Genomic DNA, 15803 nt, shown 5'->3' with positions numbered 1-15803 from the left:
AATGCAATTCACTAAAATTAATAAATCACGCCATGCGGCCTACGTTTTGCACGTACATTTGGTGTTTATTACCAAGTATCGAAAGCCGATACTGGGGGATCTGCATCACGCTTCATTCGGTCAGTGTGCGGCAGAGGTTTGCAGAGATTTTGGTGCGGAACTGAAAGAGTGTGACGGAGAGGCTGATCATGTTCACATGCTGATAGAGTACGCGCCAACGGTGCAGCTATCGGTACTGGTGAACTCGTTAAAGGCGGTCACATCAAGGCGACTGCGTAATGAATTTCTGGACTTGAGAGGTGCTTACAGCAAACCCGTACTCTGGTCACGCTCTTACTTTGCGGGCTCTTGCGGCGGAGCACCGTTGGAGGTGATCAAGCAATACATTCAAAACCAGCGGGGCTGACGCCCCGGCGAAATTCCCCTCCCACCTACGTCGGAGGGAGTCCCCTTTCGCATTTAAGATGGGATAGGTTTTCAGAGCTCGAGGATCTCTTTGACAAAGGGAATGGTCAGCTTGCGCTTGGCACGGAAGGAGGCGTTGTCGAGACGATTGAGGGTGGCAAGCAGGGTGCGCATGTCGCGGGAGAGGCGGTTGAGCAGGAAACGGCCCACGTCGATGGGCAGCTTGAAACCCCGCAGCTCGGCGCGCAGTTGCAGGGCGCTGAGTTTGCCCTCGTCGTCCAGCTCGTCGAGGTGGAAGCTCACTCCCCAGTCGAGACGGGACGCGAGATCCGGCAGTTGCAGCCCCAGCTTGCGTGGCGCGCTGCAGCCGGTAACGATGAGCGTCCCCTCCCCCTTCTCCTTCCAGCGATTGTAGAAGTCGAACAGGGCCCGCTCCCACAGGGCGTTGCCGGCGATCGCCTCCAGGCTGTCGAGACAGACCAGGGGCAGGCTCTCCAAGGCATCGAGCATGCTGGGGTCAAGCTGTTCGAATTGATCGAGGGAGAGATAGGCCGCCGCCGCGTCGCGGGCGTTGACCTCGGCGCAGGTGGCATGGAGCAGATGGGAGCGGCCCGACCCCTTGGCTCCCCAGAAATAGAGGAAGGGCGAGCCCTGACCGATGGCCGCATTCTTGAGGGCGGTGATCAGATGGGCGTTGTTGCCGGGATAAAAACTGACGAAGGTTTCATCATCCGGTAGTTGTACGGCTAAAGACAGTTGGGCCGGTTGCTTCACTCGTTGGGCTTTGACTGTGATATTTGCGGGCAAGTGTATCACCAGCGGGGCAGATAGAGAACCGCCCGGACCATGCCGGGCGGTCAGGATCCTTCCCCGGGATCAGGGCTGCGACCATTGATAGCGCAGGCCGCTCTCGTTGTCTTCCACCTGATGCAGGCGGCTCTCCAGTTGCAACCCCCTCACCAGCTCGGCCTTGTCCCCCTGCAGCGAGAGGTTGAAGGTCACCTTGTCCCCTTCCAGCTTGCCAATAGCCACCTTGGTGACACTGGCCATCCCCTGCAGCAGCTTCTGGATCTGGATCATGCCATCGATATCGGACAGCCCCTCCACCACCAGGGTCTGGCTGGAGGCGACACCGGAGAGACGGGTACCGTACTGCTGCACCAGCCAACCGGCCAGGGCATCGGCAAAGCCCTTTGCCACCTCGGCCTGGGTACCTGAACCCGAACCCTTGGTCAGCTCGGTCAGCTCTCCTGCCTGCGCCCCCGGCTTGGTACCATAAAGACCCCAGTCGATGCTCCAGGCCTCCCCCTCCGGGCTCAGTTTGCCGAGCACCACCATTTCGGCGCCGTAACGCTGGCTCGCCTTGAGCACGGGATCGGCAAAGCGGCCCCAGACATCGGTGGCATTGACCGCCATGTTGTCATCCAAGTCCATCAGCGGGAGACTGACCGGCAGCCCCATGGCCTGGGTCTGGGCACGCAGCGCCTCGGACCAGCCATCGCCGGACTGATCCGGCAGAATGCGCCGCTCGCCTTCGTCGACCACCAGCCAGATGGCGACCTGCGGCCGCACCGGGCCAAGCAGGGCAAACTTGCTCTGGCCGACCAGGGCGTTCACCTTGGCCACATTGAAATCCGCCTTGAGAAACTTGACCGAGCCGATGTCCTGATAGCTGTATTGCTGCACGTAATCCGCCGGCGCCGCCAGGGCCTTCACCACATCCGGCTGGGTGAGGATATCGCGCTTGCCCGTCACCTTGACGAGCACATACCCCAGCGCCTGGGACTGGGCGGCCGTCATGTCGCCACTGGTGGGAGCCTTGCCCTGATAGAGGTCGGTTACCTGGGCGGCCGACACCACGAGAGGCAGACAGCAGCAGAGGAGAGTCGCTAAGCGTTTCAGCATAAAGAAGATTCTCGAAATGGGGGATGGTGCTTATGGTAGCGGCAAGGCGCGCATGGCAGCAAGCAAAGGGGGGGAGAAACAGCGGAGCCGGCAGGGTGCCGGCTCCGTTTGCGCGCCTTGGGCGCGGCGATGGGGTGATGCTTACTTGGTGCCGAAGATCTTGTCGCCGGCATCACCCAAGCCCGGGACGATATAGCCCTTCTCGTTCAGCCCCTGGTCGATGGAGGCACAGAACAGCTCCACGTCCGGGTGAGCGGCTTCCAGCGCCTTGATGCCTTCCGGCGCGGCAACCAGCACCAGCACCTTGATGGACTGGCAACCTTTCTTCTTGAGCAGATCGATGGTGGCGATCATGGAGCCGCCGGTGGCCAGCATGGGGTCGATGACCAGGGCCAGACGCTCTTCGATGTTGCTGACGATCTTCTCGAAGTAGGGGACAGGCTGCAGGGTCTCTTCATCGCGATAGATACCGACCACGCTGACGCGGGCGCTCGGCATGTGCTCCAGCACCCCGTCCATCATGCCAAGACCGGCGCGCAGGATGGGCACCACGGTGACCTTCTTGCCCTTGATCTGGTCGACTTCCACAGGGCCGTTCCAGCCATCGATGGTCACTTTTTCGGTTTCGAAGTCAGAGGTCGCTTCGTAGGTCAACAAACTGCCCACTTCCTTGGCCAGTTCACGGAAACGCTTGGTGCTGATGTCGCCTTCGCGCATCAGGCCGATCTTGTGCTTGACCAGGGGGTGTTTGACTTCAACGACTTTCATTATTATCTCCTCTAACCGGCGCCAAAAAAATCGCGGAATCATACAACAAAAGCCACGGCTTGTAGAGCTTTTCGATTCAAAAACGCGCAAACGATTTTCTTTCTGGTTTTTCGTGCCCGCTGGTAGAATACGCCCCGAATTTTACCCTCCACTTCTTTATATGACGGGGAATACGCGTGACTGACAAAACCTCACTGAGCTACAAGGATGCTGGCGTAGATATCGATGCCGGCAATGCACTGGTTGAACGTATCAAGGGCGTGTCAAAACGCACTCGTCGTCCTGAAGTCCTTGGTGGTCTTGGCGGCTTTGGGGCCCTGTGTCAAATCCCTGCTGGCTACAAGGAACCGGTACTGGTCTCCGGTACCGACGGGGTGGGCACCAAGCTGCGTCTGGCCATCGACCTGAAGAAGCACGACACCGTGGGGATCGACTTGGTCGCCATGTGCGTCAATGACCTCATCGTGCAGGGCGCCGAGCCCCTCTTCTTCCTCGACTACTATGCCACCGGCAAACTGGACGTGGACACTGCCGCTGCCGTGGTCACCGGCATCGGCGCCGGCTGCGAACAGTCCGGCTGTGCCCTGGTCGGCGGTGAAACTGCCGAAATGCCTGGCATGTATGAAGGGGAAGATTACGACATCGCCGGTTTCTGCGTCGGCGTGGTGGAAAAGAGCGAGATCATCGACGGCAGCAAGGTTGGCGAAGGGGATGCCCTGATCGCCCTGGCCGCCAGCGGTCCCCACTCCAACGGCTTCTCCCTCATTCGCAAGATCCTGGAAGTCTCCAAGGCCGACGTGCAGCAGCCGCTGGGTGACACCACCCTGGCCAACGCCCTGCTGGAGCCGACCCGCATCTATGTGAAGCCCGTGCTCAAGCTCATCAAGGAGTGCGAGATCCACGCCCTGTCCCACATCACTGGCGGCGGCTTCTGGGAGAACATCCCGCGCGTGCTGCCCGCCAATACCCAGGCGGTCATCGACGAGCAGAGCTGGCAGTGGCCGGCGGTGTTCAGCTGGCTGCAACAGGCAGGCAACGTCACCCGCCACGAGATGTATCGCACCTTCAACTGCGGCGTCGGCATGATCATCGCCCTGCCGGCGGATCAGCTGGACAAGGCACTGGCCCTGCTCAAGGCCGAAGGCGAGAACGCCTGGCACATCGGCCACATCGCCAAGGCGGCCGATGGTGAGGAGCAGGTCATCATTCAATGAATGATCGGATCAACGGCCAGATGACCTCCCCTATGAAACGCATCCTCGTCCTCATCTCAGGCAGCGGCAGCAACCTGCAGGCCATCCTCGATGGCTGTGCCGGCGGCAAGATTGCCGGTCAGGTGGTCGGCGTCATCAGCAACAAGGCTGATGCCTATGGCCTGGTGCGTGCCAGGGAAGCCGGGGTGGCAACCGCCATCCTGGCCCAGCAGCAGTTCGCCAGCCGGGAGGAGTATGATGCCGCCCTGCTGGCCCTGATGGCGGATTATCAGCCGGATCTGGTGGTGCTGGCCGGCTTTATGCGGATCCTGAGCGCCGACCTCGTGCGCCACTTCGCGGGGAGGATGATCAACATCCACCCCTCGTTGCTGCCAAAATACCAGGGTCTGCACACCCACCAGCGCGCCATCGAGGCCGGTGATGACGAGCACGGCGCCAGCGTCCACTTCGTCACCGAAGAGCTCGACGGCGGCCCGGTGATCCTCCAGGCACGGGTCCCCATCTTCGAAGGGGACAGTGCAGACGAGGTCGCCGCCCGGGTCCAGGTGCAGGAGCACAGCATCTACCCACTGGTGGTGCAGTGGTTCTGTGAAGGGCGCTTGCAGATGCGAGAAGGGTCTGCCTTCCTCGATGGCAAGCAGCTTGGCCTGGCAGGCTATGCCAGCGAGTAACCGCGAGCAGCAGTAAGACACAACAAGGGAGGCTCAGGCCTCCCTTGTCATTTCTATCGGCCAGCGCAATGGCTGTCATCACGTCCGATGACGCCGCTGCGCGGCTCATCGGCCCTACACCGGATTGTCGATATCTATAAAGGTCACCTCCAACCCGTGTACGGTGGCGAGCCACTCTCCCAGCGCCTTGACGCCGTAGCGCTCGGTGGCGTGATGGCCTGCGGCGTAGAAGTGCATGCCCATCTCGCGGGCGGTGTGGATGGTCTGCTCGGAGGCTTCGCCGGAGATGAAGGCATCGATGCCCTGCTCCGCCGCCTGGCTGATGTAGCTCTGGCCACCGCCGGTGCACCAGGCCACGGAGCGGATGAGCTCGGGACCACTGTCACCACAATGAAGCGGCTCGCGACCGAGACGCTCGGCAATCAGCTTGGCAAAATCGCTGCCGCTCATGGGCTCCTCCAGCTTGCCCACCATGGCCACGCTCTTGCTGTTCCAGGGCTCGAGACCGCGACGCACCTTGATGCCGAGCAGCCTGGCAAGCTGGGCGTTGTTCCCCACCTCGGGGTGCACGTCCAGCGGCAGGTGGTAGGCAAACAGGTTGATGTCGTGGGTCAAGAGGGTCTTGAGACGACGCTGCTTCATGCCGGTGATCTGGGCCGGCTCGCCGCTCCAGAAGTAGCCGTGATGAACCAGGATGGCGTCGGCATCGGCGGCCACGGCGGCATCGATGAGGGCCTGGCTGGCGGTGACGCCGGTCACCACCTTGCGAATGCGCTCGCGCCCCTCCACCTGCAGGCCGTTGGGGCAGTAATCCTTGATGGCATGGGGTTCGAGCAGGTGGTTGAGCAGGCTTTCCAGTTTACGATGAGAGATCATGGGGGTCTCCTAGCTGGGCTCCCCACGCACTGTGCGGGGAGCCGGATTCCGATCGTCAGGGCCCATGATAATCGAGCCGGACCGGCAAGGCCATGCGCCTGTCAGGCCTAGGCGGGCAACTCGATGCCGGCGTCACGCATCTGGGCCAGCTTGTAGCGCAGGGTGCGCGGGCTGATGCCGAGCTTGTCGGCCACCGCTTTGCGACTGCCGTTGCACTCCTGCAGGGTGTCCAGAATGATCTGGTGCTCCTGCAGCTTGAGTTCGCCGCCAAGCCCCTCCCCTGACAGCCGCTCAAGCGGCCGCACCAGGGTCTCGTCCGTCTCTTCCAGGATCAGGTGCTCACAGTCGATGAGGCCGTCTGGGCAGAGGATCAGGGCGCGCTGCACCACGTTGTCGAGCTCGCGCACGTTGCCGGGCCAGGGGTGAGCCATCAGACGCTCTCGGGCGCCCTCTGCAAGCTGCGGCGTCGGCAGCCCCATCTGGCTGGCATGCAGCGCCAGCAGATGCTCCGCCAGGGGAAGAATGTCCCCCGGGCGCTCCCAGAGCGCCGTCCAGCGCAGGGGGAAGACGTTGAGGCGGTAGTAGAGATCTTCGCGGAACAGCCCGTCCTGCACCGCTTTTTTCAGATCCCGGTTGCTGGTGGCAATGACCCGCACATCGAGGGGGATCATTTTGCGGCTGCCGAGCCGCTCCACCTCTTTCTCCTGCAAGACCCGCAGCAGCTTGGCCTGCAGTCCCAGATCCATCTCGGTGATCTCGTCGAGCAGCAGGGTTCCTCCCTGAGCCTGCTCGAACTTGCCAGGGCACCCCTGCACCGCACCGGTGAAAGCGCCCTTCTCGTAGCCAAACAGGGTCGCTTCCAGCATGTTCTCCGGAATGGCGGCGCAGTTGATGGCGACGAAGGCCTGTTCTGCCCGGTTGGAGTGGTCGTGAATGTAGCGAGCCAACACCTCCTTGCCCGTCCCGCTCGGGCCGGTCACCATGACGGTGGCTTCGCTTCTCGCCACCCGGGTCGCCAGCTGGAACAGCTCCGCAGTCCTAGGGTCCCCGTACACCACGGCCCGCTTCTCCACCTTCTGGGCCGGCACATAACGGCTGACCTGGTTGAGCAGCACCTCGGGGGAGAAGGGCTTGGCCAGATAGTCGATCGCCCCCTCGCGCATGGCGCGCACCGCCCCGTCGATGTTGGCGTAGGCCGTCATCAGGAGCACAGGCACCTGGGGATATTGCTGGCGGATGTTGGCGAGCAGGGTCAGGCCATCCATGCCCCCCATCTGGATGTCGGAGATCACCATGTCAAAGCGCTGACGGGACAGGGCAAGCAGGGCCCGCTCGCCGCTGTCCACCTCGCGGCACTCATAGCCACCGAGCAGCAGGGTATCCACCAGCGCCTCGCGCAGGCCGTTGTCATCTTCCACCACCAGAATGCGAGCCTGGGTCATGCCACACCTCCTACAACCAACATGGCCTTGTCGAGAATCATCTTCACCGGCGCTCCGGCTTTTGTGCGCCTCATGCCACGCCCCCCAACTGAACCTGTTGCTGATGCAGGGGGAAGGACAGGGTAAAACAGGTGCCCTCGCCAGGGACCGAGGCCACGCTTACCTCTCCCTGATGGGCTCGTACCACCGACTGCACCACCGCAAGACCGAGGCCCGTGCCTTGGGATCGGGTGGTAAAGAAGGGTTCGAAGATCTGGTTGAGCAGGGAGGGGGCCATCCCCTTGCCGTTGTCGATGACCCGCATCTCCACCCGGTTGCCGCTGCGCACAGCGCTCACCAGGAGCGAATCGGCGCCGGCCTGCCGGGCGTTGGCTATGAGGTTGTTGATGGCCCCCGCCAGGGCACTGCTGTTGGCAAGCAGACAGAGATCGGGCTCAGGGGCCTCCAGATGCAAGGCGCAGCCCTGCTGCTGGCAGAAGGCTTCGGCCCCCGCCTGCACTTCCGCCAGCAAGCCCTGCACCGAGAGGGGCGCCACCACCTGGTTGTCGCCATTGCGGGCAAACAGCAGGATGTCGTTGATCTGTTTTTCCAGGTCTTGCAACCTGGCCATCAATTTTTGCTGGAACTGGCTGCGGGATTCAGGCTTGAGGGTGCGGTTGGCCAGGTTGGCCGCATAGAGCATGGCGGCGGAGAGCGGGGTGCGGATCTGGTGCGCCAGGGAAGCCGCCATGTTGCCAAGGGCGGAGAGACGCTTCATGTGGTTGACCCTGTCCTGCAACTGGCGGGTCTCGGTCAAGTCGGTAATGAACACCAGTTGGCCGGGCTGATCCGGCAGCGGCTGGGTCGACAGCTGAACCCGGCGACCGTCTCGCAAGGAGATCTCGTGACCGTCATCCTCACGGGGTTCGAAGCAGCGGGCAATGATCTGGCGCCAGGAGAGGCCTTCCAGTGGCTCTCCCAGCAGCGCCAGGGCGGCAGGGTTTGCACGGGTGATCAGCCCCTCGCCATCGAGCAGCAGCACGCCTGTCGGCAGCGCCGTGAAAATGGCGTAAAGCTGACTCACTTCATGTGACTGGAGGGGGGCATCCTGCTGCAAGATTGTCATAAAGCTGACCTCAAACTGGCGATTGAGTCAGCTTATTCAATTTCCATGCCAGCAAAATAGACGTTATTTATCAATGTATTGGGTCAATGCGTCAAAGCATTGACCTCAATTGTCCTTGCTCATGCCGTACTTCTTCATCTTCTCCACCAGGGTGGTGCGGCGCATGCTGAGCAGGTCGGCGGCGCGGGCCACCACCCCGTCCTGGGACTCCAGGGCCTGGCGGATCAGCTCCACCTCGAGGTCGGCAAGCATCTCCTTGAGGTTGACCCCTTCCTGGGGCAACTGCATGGGCAGGGGCATGGCTATGCCGGGATCCAGCTCTGGTGGGGACTGGAACACGGCAGCCAGGGCGTCCCGCTCGTCCATCTCGGTGAGCCGTTCATCTCGTGGCTCGCAGGGCAGCAGGCGATAGCGGCCGGGCAGATCCGCCACATCGACGATCTGGTTCGGATAGAGGATGAGCAGGCGCTCGATGAGGTTGGACAGCTCGCGCACGTTGCCGGGCCAGGCGTACTGCATCAGGGACTCCATGGCGCGCTGGGTCAGACGGATGATCCCCTTGTGCTGTTCGGCATGGCGATTGAGCAGCTCCTGCAGCAGCAGCGGAATGTCGTCGGCCCGATCCCGCAGGGGGGGTGTCTCGATGGGGAACACATTGAGGCGGTAGTAGAGATCTTCGCGAAATGCCTGGGTGCGGATCATGGCTTCCAGATCCCGGTGGGTCGCCGCGATCACCCGCACATCTGCCTGGACAGCCTTGCCGCCTCCGACCCGGTCGAACTGGCGCTCCTGCAGCACCCGCAGCAACTTGACCTGCATCGGCAGCGGCATATCGCCGATTTCGTCGAGGAAGAGGGTGCCCCCCTGGGCCAGTTCGAAGCGGCCGCGCCGGGCGGCAATGGCACCGGTGAAGGCCCCCTTCTCGTGACCGAACAGCTCGCTCTCGAGCAGCTCCGCCGGAATGGCGCCGCAGTTGATGGGCACGAAGGGGCCCGCGCTTCGGGCGGACAGCTCGTGGATGGCGCGAGCCACCACCTCCTTGCCGGTCCCGGACTCACCGAGGATCAGTACGTTGGCGTCGGTCTCGGCCACCTGGCCGATGAGACGGCGCACCTCCTGAATGCCCCTCCCCTTGCCCACCAGCAGGCGAAGCAGGGTCTGACCCTTGTCGTGGGTCTGATGACGGGGATGCAGGGAGATGAAGGCCTGGCAGAAGTGCAGATGACGGGTAAGGGACTCATAGGTAAAGGGCGCCTCGGCCACCCCGATGAAGTTGCTGCAGCCATGGCTCGCCGGCATCAGGGAGAGAAAGGGCAGACGAGGATGGGCGGCAAGCAGCTCACTCAGGGCGCGCTCGCGCAGTTCCCCGGCCAGAATCCCCTGCAAGGGCCCGGCAGTCTCGATGGCCACATCGAGATCGCTCTCCACCACCTCCTGCCAGGGGATCCCCATGAAGGAGAGCACAGTCCCCAGTTGTTGGCGCCGCACATCATCGGCATCAACAAGCAGCACACCCATAGCCATCCTATCCATATTTTCACACCTGACGCCAAGTTATTGTTTTTTAAGTGCTTATTAAAACCAATTTCGCACTGTGTCATAAGGGGGACAAAGTGCCAAAATTCTGGCGGATTGTCAAAACTTGTCACATCCTCCCGGACCCTGGCGGGACGGGGATCACGCTTCCAGCCAGATTGAGTATCGGATGAAAACCAGCGAAGGGGAAAGAATGACGCCGACAGGGTGCGGCGTCAGAGGAGGGATCAGTGTTTCACGCTCTCCTGGGGAGCGGCATAGCGGCACTCGGGAAACCGGCTGCAGGCGAGGAACAGGCGACCGGCATGGGGACCCTTTCGTGCTTCCCGTGCCACCAGGGGCGCGGCACAGCGGGGGCAATGAGGGATCGTCTCCCGGGGCTCCTCCTCATCCGGATCGAGGAAGGGATTCTCCTCCATCAACACGGGCATTGCCTCTCCGGCCTGGGGGGGCGGCACCTGGGGCTCCCTGGCAGCCCCCGGGTGTGACGTGCCCAGATCGACACCATCGAGCAGCAGCGCGCTGAAGGTCGGTTCGCGGCGCTCGCCGGGCAGCAGGTCATCCACCGGCGCCGTCGTTCTCGCCAGCAGGGGCAGCAGTTGCTCCCGCAACTCGTCGACCTGGTAGTGGCTGCTGGCCGGGATCTGCAACAGCGGCAGGCCGGCGCCATCGCAGGCCGCCTTCAGGAAGAGATCCCGCGACTTGCGCTTCTGGTGGCGGTGCCCCTCGTCATCCAGCTCCACGGCACACAGGAAAGAGAGATCCGCCGGGTGGCAGAGCAGAAAATCGAAGTGCTTCTCCCCTATCTTGCCGAGCGCCTGCTGGCGCTTGCCCTTGCCAAGGTGCGCCTCGGGCGTCAATACATAGGAGGCTCGTACCTTGGCAAAGACACGGGCCTTGTCCCCCACCGCCTGATCCAGCACCCCGAAGAAGGTGCGCTCGGCTGGGCTCATCAAGGTTTCCTGCAGATCATAGGGCTCGGCCTTGCCCTCTTTCTCCCTGCGCCAGACGATCACCAGCAGGAGCAACCCCAGCAACACGGCTCCTGATACGACAAGGCTATTCATACACGCACATCCCGTTTACAAGACAAATTCAGTTCACACCAAAGGAAGGGGCACACTCTACCACGGGGAAAGCGACTCAGGCAGCGCAGAAATCAAGCCCGTCCCGGCATTCGCGTTTTTTCACTGAATTTGCGCAAGGCGGGCTTCATATGGCCTGTCACAGCAGGCACAATGCTAGAGCCCATGGACGTTCTGGCGCGCACCCCGTCGCCGCCAGGCGTCAACGGACCCCACGCAGCCCCATTCAAGGAGAGCAGGATGCAAAAGCAATTGGTCGTCACCGTGATCGGCGCAGACAAACCCGGGATCGTCGAGAGCCTGGCCGATACCATCACCCGGCAGCAGGGTAACTGGCTGGCCAGCTCCATGAGCGAGCTGGCGGGGCAATTTGCCGGCATTTTGCACGTCGCCGTGCCTGACGAGCATTACCGCAGCCTGTGCGAGGCCCTGGTGATGCTGCCTGGCCTCACCGTGAGCTTCGCCGAAGGGCAGCTGAGCCCGCAACCGGCCCATCAGGTGATGCTCAGCGTCACCGGCAACGACAGACCGGGCATCGTCCACGAAGTGGCCAGCATCCTGCGCCAGCTCAACATCAACGTCGCCGACCTCACCACAGGTTGCGAACCTGCGCCCCACTCAGGCGCCCCTCTCTTCTATGCCCACGCCCTGGTGGCCCTGCCGCCGCAGCTCGAACTGGACGATCTCGTCACGGCCCTGGAGTCCCTCTCCGACGACCTCGTCGTCGACATCGATCAGGATCTGAGCGAATAGTGTCGCCTGTCATAAATTTGTCATGGTTTGACGCCATAACTTCCGCGCAGACGCAACCAGAGCAAAGAGGCACCAGATGAGCACCGACAAGCAGTATGAAGAGAAAGAGCTTAGCTGGCTCTCATTCAATGAACGGGTGTTGCAAGAGGCGATGGACAAGACGGTACCCCTCATCGAGCGGGTCCGTTTCCTCGGGATTTTCTCCTCCAATCAGGACGAGTTCTTCAAGGTACGGGTGTCGGACGTCAAGCGCCGCATCCTCATCAACGAAGTCCACGGCGGCGACGACGAGGCCAAGGTGCTGCTGCGCGCCATCCAGCAGAAGGTGATGGCGCTCGGCGAGGCGTTCGACAACACCTACAAGGAGCTGCTGATCGCGCTGGCCCGCCACAACATCTTCCTGGTGAACGAAAGCCAGCTCTCCGAGTCCATCCAGCAGTGGCTGCGGATCTTCTTCCGGGAAAAGGTGCTGCGCCACATCATCCCCATCCTCCTCAACAAGGAGGTCAACCCGGTCAAGTTCCTGAAAGACGAGCACACCTATCTCGCCATCGAGATGAAGAAGAACGGCCAGGTGATCCAGTACGCCCTGGTGGAAGTGCCCACCGACGATCTGCCCCGCTTCTTCCAGCTACCGCCGGAGGGCACCCGTCGCAAGAAGCAGATCATCATCCTGGACAACGTTATCCGCTTCTGTCTGGACGAGATCTTCAAGGGCTTCTTCGACTACGACGAGATTGCCGCCTACGCGGTCAAGCTGACCCGGGATGCCGAATATGACCTCTCCGACCAGCTGGACCTCAGCCTGGTGGACAAGATGAGTGACGGCTTGAAACAGCGCCTCACTGCCATGCCGGTGCGCTTCGTCTACGAGCGGGAGATGCCGGCGGCCATGATAAGCTTCTTGAAGCTCAAGCTGCAGATCAGCTCCTACGACGCCATCATGCCCGGTGGGCGCTATCACAACTTCAAGGATTTCATCGGCTTCCCCAATGTGGGCCGGGATTATCTGGAAAACCCCAAGCTGCCGGCACTGGACTGCCGCGACTTTGACGGCTTCGTCAACGCCTTCGACGCCATCGCCAAGCAGGACATCCTGCTCTACTACCCGTACCACAAGTTCCACCACTTCACCGAGCTGGTGCGCCAGGCGGCCTTCGACCCGGCGGTCAGCGCCATTCGCATCAACATCTACCGGGTGGCCAAGAAGTCGCGGATCATCCACTCCCTCATCGACGCCGCCAACAACGGCAAGAAGGTGACCGTGGTGGTGGAGTTGCGCGCCCGCTTCGACGAGGCGGCCAACATCGACTGGGCCAACATCCTGACCGACGCAGGCGTCAAGGTGGTGTTCGGGGTGCCCAGCCTCAAGATCCACTCCAAGCTCTGCCTCATCACTCGCCACGAGAACGGCGAGGCGGTGCGCTACGCCCATATCGGGACCGGCAACTTCAACGAGAAGACCGCCAAGATCTACACCGACTTCTCCCTGCTGACCCGCCATCCGGACATCACCGCCGAGGTGGAGAGCGTGTTCGAGTACATCGAGTACCCGTACCGGCGCTACAAGTTCAACCACCTGCTGGTCTCCCCCATCAACAGCCGCCGCCAGCTCTATCGCCTCATCGACAACGAGCTGGCCAACGCCAAGGCGGGGCAACCCAGCGGCATCACCCTCAAGATCAACAACCTGGTGGACAGAGACCTCATCAACCGGCTCTATGCCGCCGGCCAGGCCGGGGTGCCCATCCAGATGATCATCCGGGGCATGTGCGCCCTGCGCCCGGGGGTGCCGGGTCTGAGCGACAACATCCGGGTCATCAGCATCATCGACCGTTTCCTCGAACATCCGCGGGTGATGGTGTTCCACAACAAGGGCAATCCCCAGCTCTATATCTCCAGTGCCGACTGGATGAGCCGCAACATCGACGGTCGCATCGAGGTGGGCACCCCCATCTATGACGAGCGGCTCAAGCAGCGCATCCTCGACATTCTCGAGCTACAACTGAGTGATACCTGCAAGGCGCGGGTGATCGATGCCGACCAGAAGAACGAATACGTGAAGCGGGGCAACCGCCGCAAGGTCCGTTCCCAGGTGGCGATTTACGACTACCTCAAACGCATAGAGTCAAACCATGGACAATAGTCTGTACGCCGCTGTCGACCTGGGCTCGAACAGCTTCCACATGGTCATCGCCCGCCTCACCGAGGGGCGGATGCAGATCATCGATCGCATCAAGGAGCGAGTGCGCCTCGCCGAAGGGATGGACGGTCAGCGCCGCATGTCCCCGGAGGCCATGGCGCGCGGGCTGGACTGCCTCGCCCTGTTCGCCGAGCGGCTCACCAACATCAAGCCGGATCAGATCCGCATCGCCGGCACCTACACATTGCGCCGCGCCAGCAACGCCCGCGACTTCGTGCGCGAGGCAGCCAAGGTGCTCAACCACCCCATCGAGATCATCAGCGGCCAGGAAGAGGCCCGCCTCATCTATCAGGGGGTCGCCCATACCCAGCACATCGAGGGCCAGGTGCTGGTGGTGGACATCGGCGGCGGCAGCACCGAGCTCATCATCGGCGAAGGGTTTGAGCACAAGGCGCTCACCAGCCGCAAGATGGGCTGCGTTAGCTTCACCCAGAGCTTCTTTGGCAACGGCAAGCTCGGCGAGAAGGCCTTCAACGCCGCCGTGTTGGAAGCCCAGCATCAGCTCGCCCCCATCATCAACCAGTACCGCAAGCTGGGCTGGCAGAGCTGCCTCGGCAGCTCGGGCTCCATCCGCACCGTGCGCGACGTGTTGCAGGGGGAAGAGTGGACCGATGGTGCCATCACCCTGGCGGGACTGGAGCGGCTGAAAGAAGAGATGCTCAAGCACAAGCGGGTCGATCAGCTCAAACTGGCGGGCCTCACCGAGGAGCGTCAGGGGGTCTTTGCCGCCGCGGTGGCCATCCTGCTCGGGCTATTCACCTCCCTGCCCATCGAGCGGATGGAGTACTCCGACGGCGCCCTGCGCGAAGGGTTGCTCTACGAGTTCGAGGAGCGCCTGCAGCATCACGACATTCGCGAACGTACCGCGCTTGCACTCAGCACTCACTATCGCATCGACAAGCGCCAGGCCACCCGGGTAGAGAGCAGCGTCCTCTCCCTGTTCGACGCCCTGTGCGGCCCCTGGGAGATGCCGGAAGAGCCCTATCGCGCCATCCTCGGCTGGGCGGCGCGGCTGCACGAGATCGGCCTTGCCATCAACTACAGCGGCATCCACAAACACTCCGCCTATATCTTGCAAAACACCGATCTGCCCGGCTTCAACCAGGACGATCAGGCCCTGCTGGCGGCCCTGGTGCGCTTTCACCGCAAGGGGCTCAAGCTCTCCGAGCTGCCGGCCCTGCCCAACCACGACGAGCAGACGGTGCTGCGCTGCATCCGCATCCTGCGCCTCGCGGTAGCGGCCCACCACAGGCGTCAGGACAACCTGCTGCCCGAGTGGAACGTGCAGGCCGCCGGGGATCAGCTGGTGGTCACCCTGCCCCTGGACTGGTGTGACGAGAACAAGTTGCTGATGCAGAACCTGGAAAAGGAGCACCGCTACTGCCACGAGCAGGGCTGGCCCCTGCTGTTCCAGCTCGGGTGATCCGCCCCTCTGTGCAAAAAGGCAGCCGATGGCTGCCTTTTTTGTCTCTTGTGCTTTCCTACTGCAGATCCGGCAGGATCAGCTTGGCTATCTCGAAGTAGATGATGAGGCCGGCACCGTCCACCAGGGTAGCGATGAAGGGGGCGGAGACCACCGCCGGGTCGATGCGAAAGCGACGCAGCACCATGGGGATCACCGAGGCGACAGTGGCGCTCCAGAGCACGTTGACATCCTCCCCCACCTTAGCGCTTCGCGTCACAGGAGGGGGATCCCCATTACTGGGTGATAGCTGCTCGCGCAGTACCGGGTTCCTGCTTCATCGGGCGGCCTGATTGCACCACGCCTCCACAGGCTAAAACGGCGTGTCCCGCCGCTAAAATATTGCGAGCGCCGTTCACATCGGCGTTCGCCTCATAA

General features: G+C 62.2%; 14 protein-coding genes and 1 pseudogene. 6 read left to right on the top strand and 9 right to left on the bottom strand.

The features are described 5' to 3' along the window. Position 1 precedes the first annotated feature (1 nt). Positions 2–406, top strand: a complete 405-nt coding sequence (tnpA, locus tag J9889_RS21675; RefSeq protein ID WP_010674034.1) for an IS200/IS605-like element ISAs26 family transposase — start codon at positions 2–4, stop codon at positions 404–406. Positions 407–477: 71 nt separating this feature from the next. On the opposite strand, the gene hda is transcribed toward tnpA, so the two are convergent. The 3 genes from hda to upp all read right to left on the bottom strand — a co-directional run bounded on the left by hda (position 478) and on the right by upp (position 3078). Beyond that, complete coding sequence (hda, locus tag J9889_RS21670; RefSeq protein WP_010675272.1) at positions 478–1179, bottom strand: DnaA inactivator Hda; 702 nt, start codon at positions 1177–1179, stop codon at positions 478–480. A 102-nt stretch (positions 1180–1281) separates the two neighbouring features. Beyond that, entirely contained in the window at positions 1282–2310 is a 1029-nt protein-coding gene (locus J9889_RS21665; protein ID WP_103261360.1) for a DUF2066 domain-containing protein, read from the bottom strand. Between the two features lie 141 nt (positions 2311–2451). Further along, positions 2452–3078 carry a uracil phosphoribosyltransferase gene (gene upp, locus J9889_RS21660; RefSeq protein WP_005302745.1) on the bottom strand — a complete coding sequence of 209 codons (627 nt, stop codon included), beginning with the start codon at positions 3076–3078 and terminating at the stop codon, positions 2452–2454. Positions 3079–3254: 176 nt separating this feature from the next. Here upp and purM point away from each other — a divergent pair, with 176 nt between their 5' ends. Together purM and purN are read left to right on the top strand one after the other, a co-directional pair. After that, positions 3255–4292, top strand: a complete 1038-nt coding sequence (gene purM / locus J9889_RS21655; protein WP_010675274.1) for a phosphoribosylformylglycinamidine cyclo-ligase — start codon at positions 3255–3257, stop codon at positions 4290–4292. Between the two features lie 32 nt (positions 4293–4324). Next, complete coding sequence (purN, locus tag J9889_RS21650; RefSeq protein ID WP_042017578.1) at positions 4325–4963, top strand: phosphoribosylglycinamide formyltransferase; 639 nt, start codon at positions 4325–4327, stop codon at positions 4961–4963. 114 nt (positions 4964–5077) lie between these two features. On the opposite strand, the gene J9889_RS21645 is transcribed toward purN, so the two are convergent. From J9889_RS21645 to J9889_RS21625, 5 genes are all read right to left on the bottom strand, one after another. Next, positions 5078–5839 (bottom strand): Nif3-like dinuclear metal center hexameric protein, encoded by a 762-nt coding sequence (locus tag J9889_RS21645; RefSeq protein WP_010675276.1) that lies wholly within the window; start codon positions 5837–5839, stop codon positions 5078–5080. Between the two features lie 107 nt (positions 5840–5946). Beyond that, positions 5947–7281, bottom strand: a complete 1335-nt coding sequence (locus J9889_RS21640) for a sigma-54 dependent transcriptional regulator (protein ID WP_053288348.1) — start codon at positions 7279–7281, stop codon at positions 5947–5949. A gap of 70 nt (positions 7282–7351) precedes the next feature. After that, the gene (locus tag J9889_RS21635) at positions 7352–8386 is read right to left on the bottom strand and encodes an ATP-binding protein (RefSeq protein WP_010675278.1); all 1035 of its coding nucleotides are present in this window, start codon (positions 8384–8386) and stop codon (positions 7352–7354) included. A gap of 105 nt (positions 8387–8491) precedes the next feature. Beyond that, entirely contained in the window at positions 8492–9910 is a 1419-nt protein-coding gene (locus J9889_RS21630) for a sigma-54 dependent transcriptional regulator (RefSeq protein WP_041213159.1), read from the bottom strand. Between the two features lie 239 nt (positions 9911–10149). Then, complete coding sequence (locus J9889_RS21625) at positions 10150–10989, bottom strand: DUF2726 domain-containing protein (RefSeq protein WP_210558130.1); 840 nt, start codon at positions 10987–10989, stop codon at positions 10150–10152. Positions 10990–11247: 258 nt separating this feature from the next. Here J9889_RS21625 and J9889_RS21620 point away from each other — a divergent pair, with 258 nt between their 5' ends. From J9889_RS21620 to ppx, 3 genes are all read left to right on the top strand, one after another. After that, a complete protein-coding gene (locus J9889_RS21620) occupies positions 11248–11760 on the top strand; it encodes an ACT domain-containing protein (RefSeq protein ID WP_010675281.1) in 513 nt (170 codons plus the stop codon). Between the two features lie 76 nt (positions 11761–11836). Then, a complete protein-coding gene (gene ppk1, locus J9889_RS21615) occupies positions 11837–13906 on the top strand; it encodes a polyphosphate kinase 1 (RefSeq protein ID WP_010675282.1) in 2070 nt (689 codons plus the stop codon). Then, entirely contained in the window at positions 13896–15386 is a 1491-nt protein-coding gene (ppx, locus tag J9889_RS21610) for an exopolyphosphatase (RefSeq protein ID WP_043128825.1), read from the top strand. The genes ppk1 and ppx overlap by 11 nt, the downstream gene beginning before the upstream one ends. Before the next feature lie 58 nt (positions 15387–15444). Here the strand turns inward: ppx and J9889_RS21605 are convergent. Then, a pseudogene (locus tag J9889_RS21605) lies at positions 15445–15609 on the bottom strand (magnesium transporter); the annotation flags it as partial. Between the last annotated feature and the right edge of the window lie 194 nt (positions 15610–15803).

This window comes from Aeromonas sp. PrichA-15 (assembly GCF_017939245.1).
Classification (GTDB): domain Bacteria; phylum Pseudomonadota; class Gammaproteobacteria; order Enterobacterales; family Aeromonadaceae; genus Aeromonas; species Aeromonas caviae.
This window is presented reverse-complemented; position numbering and strand designations above follow the sequence as displayed.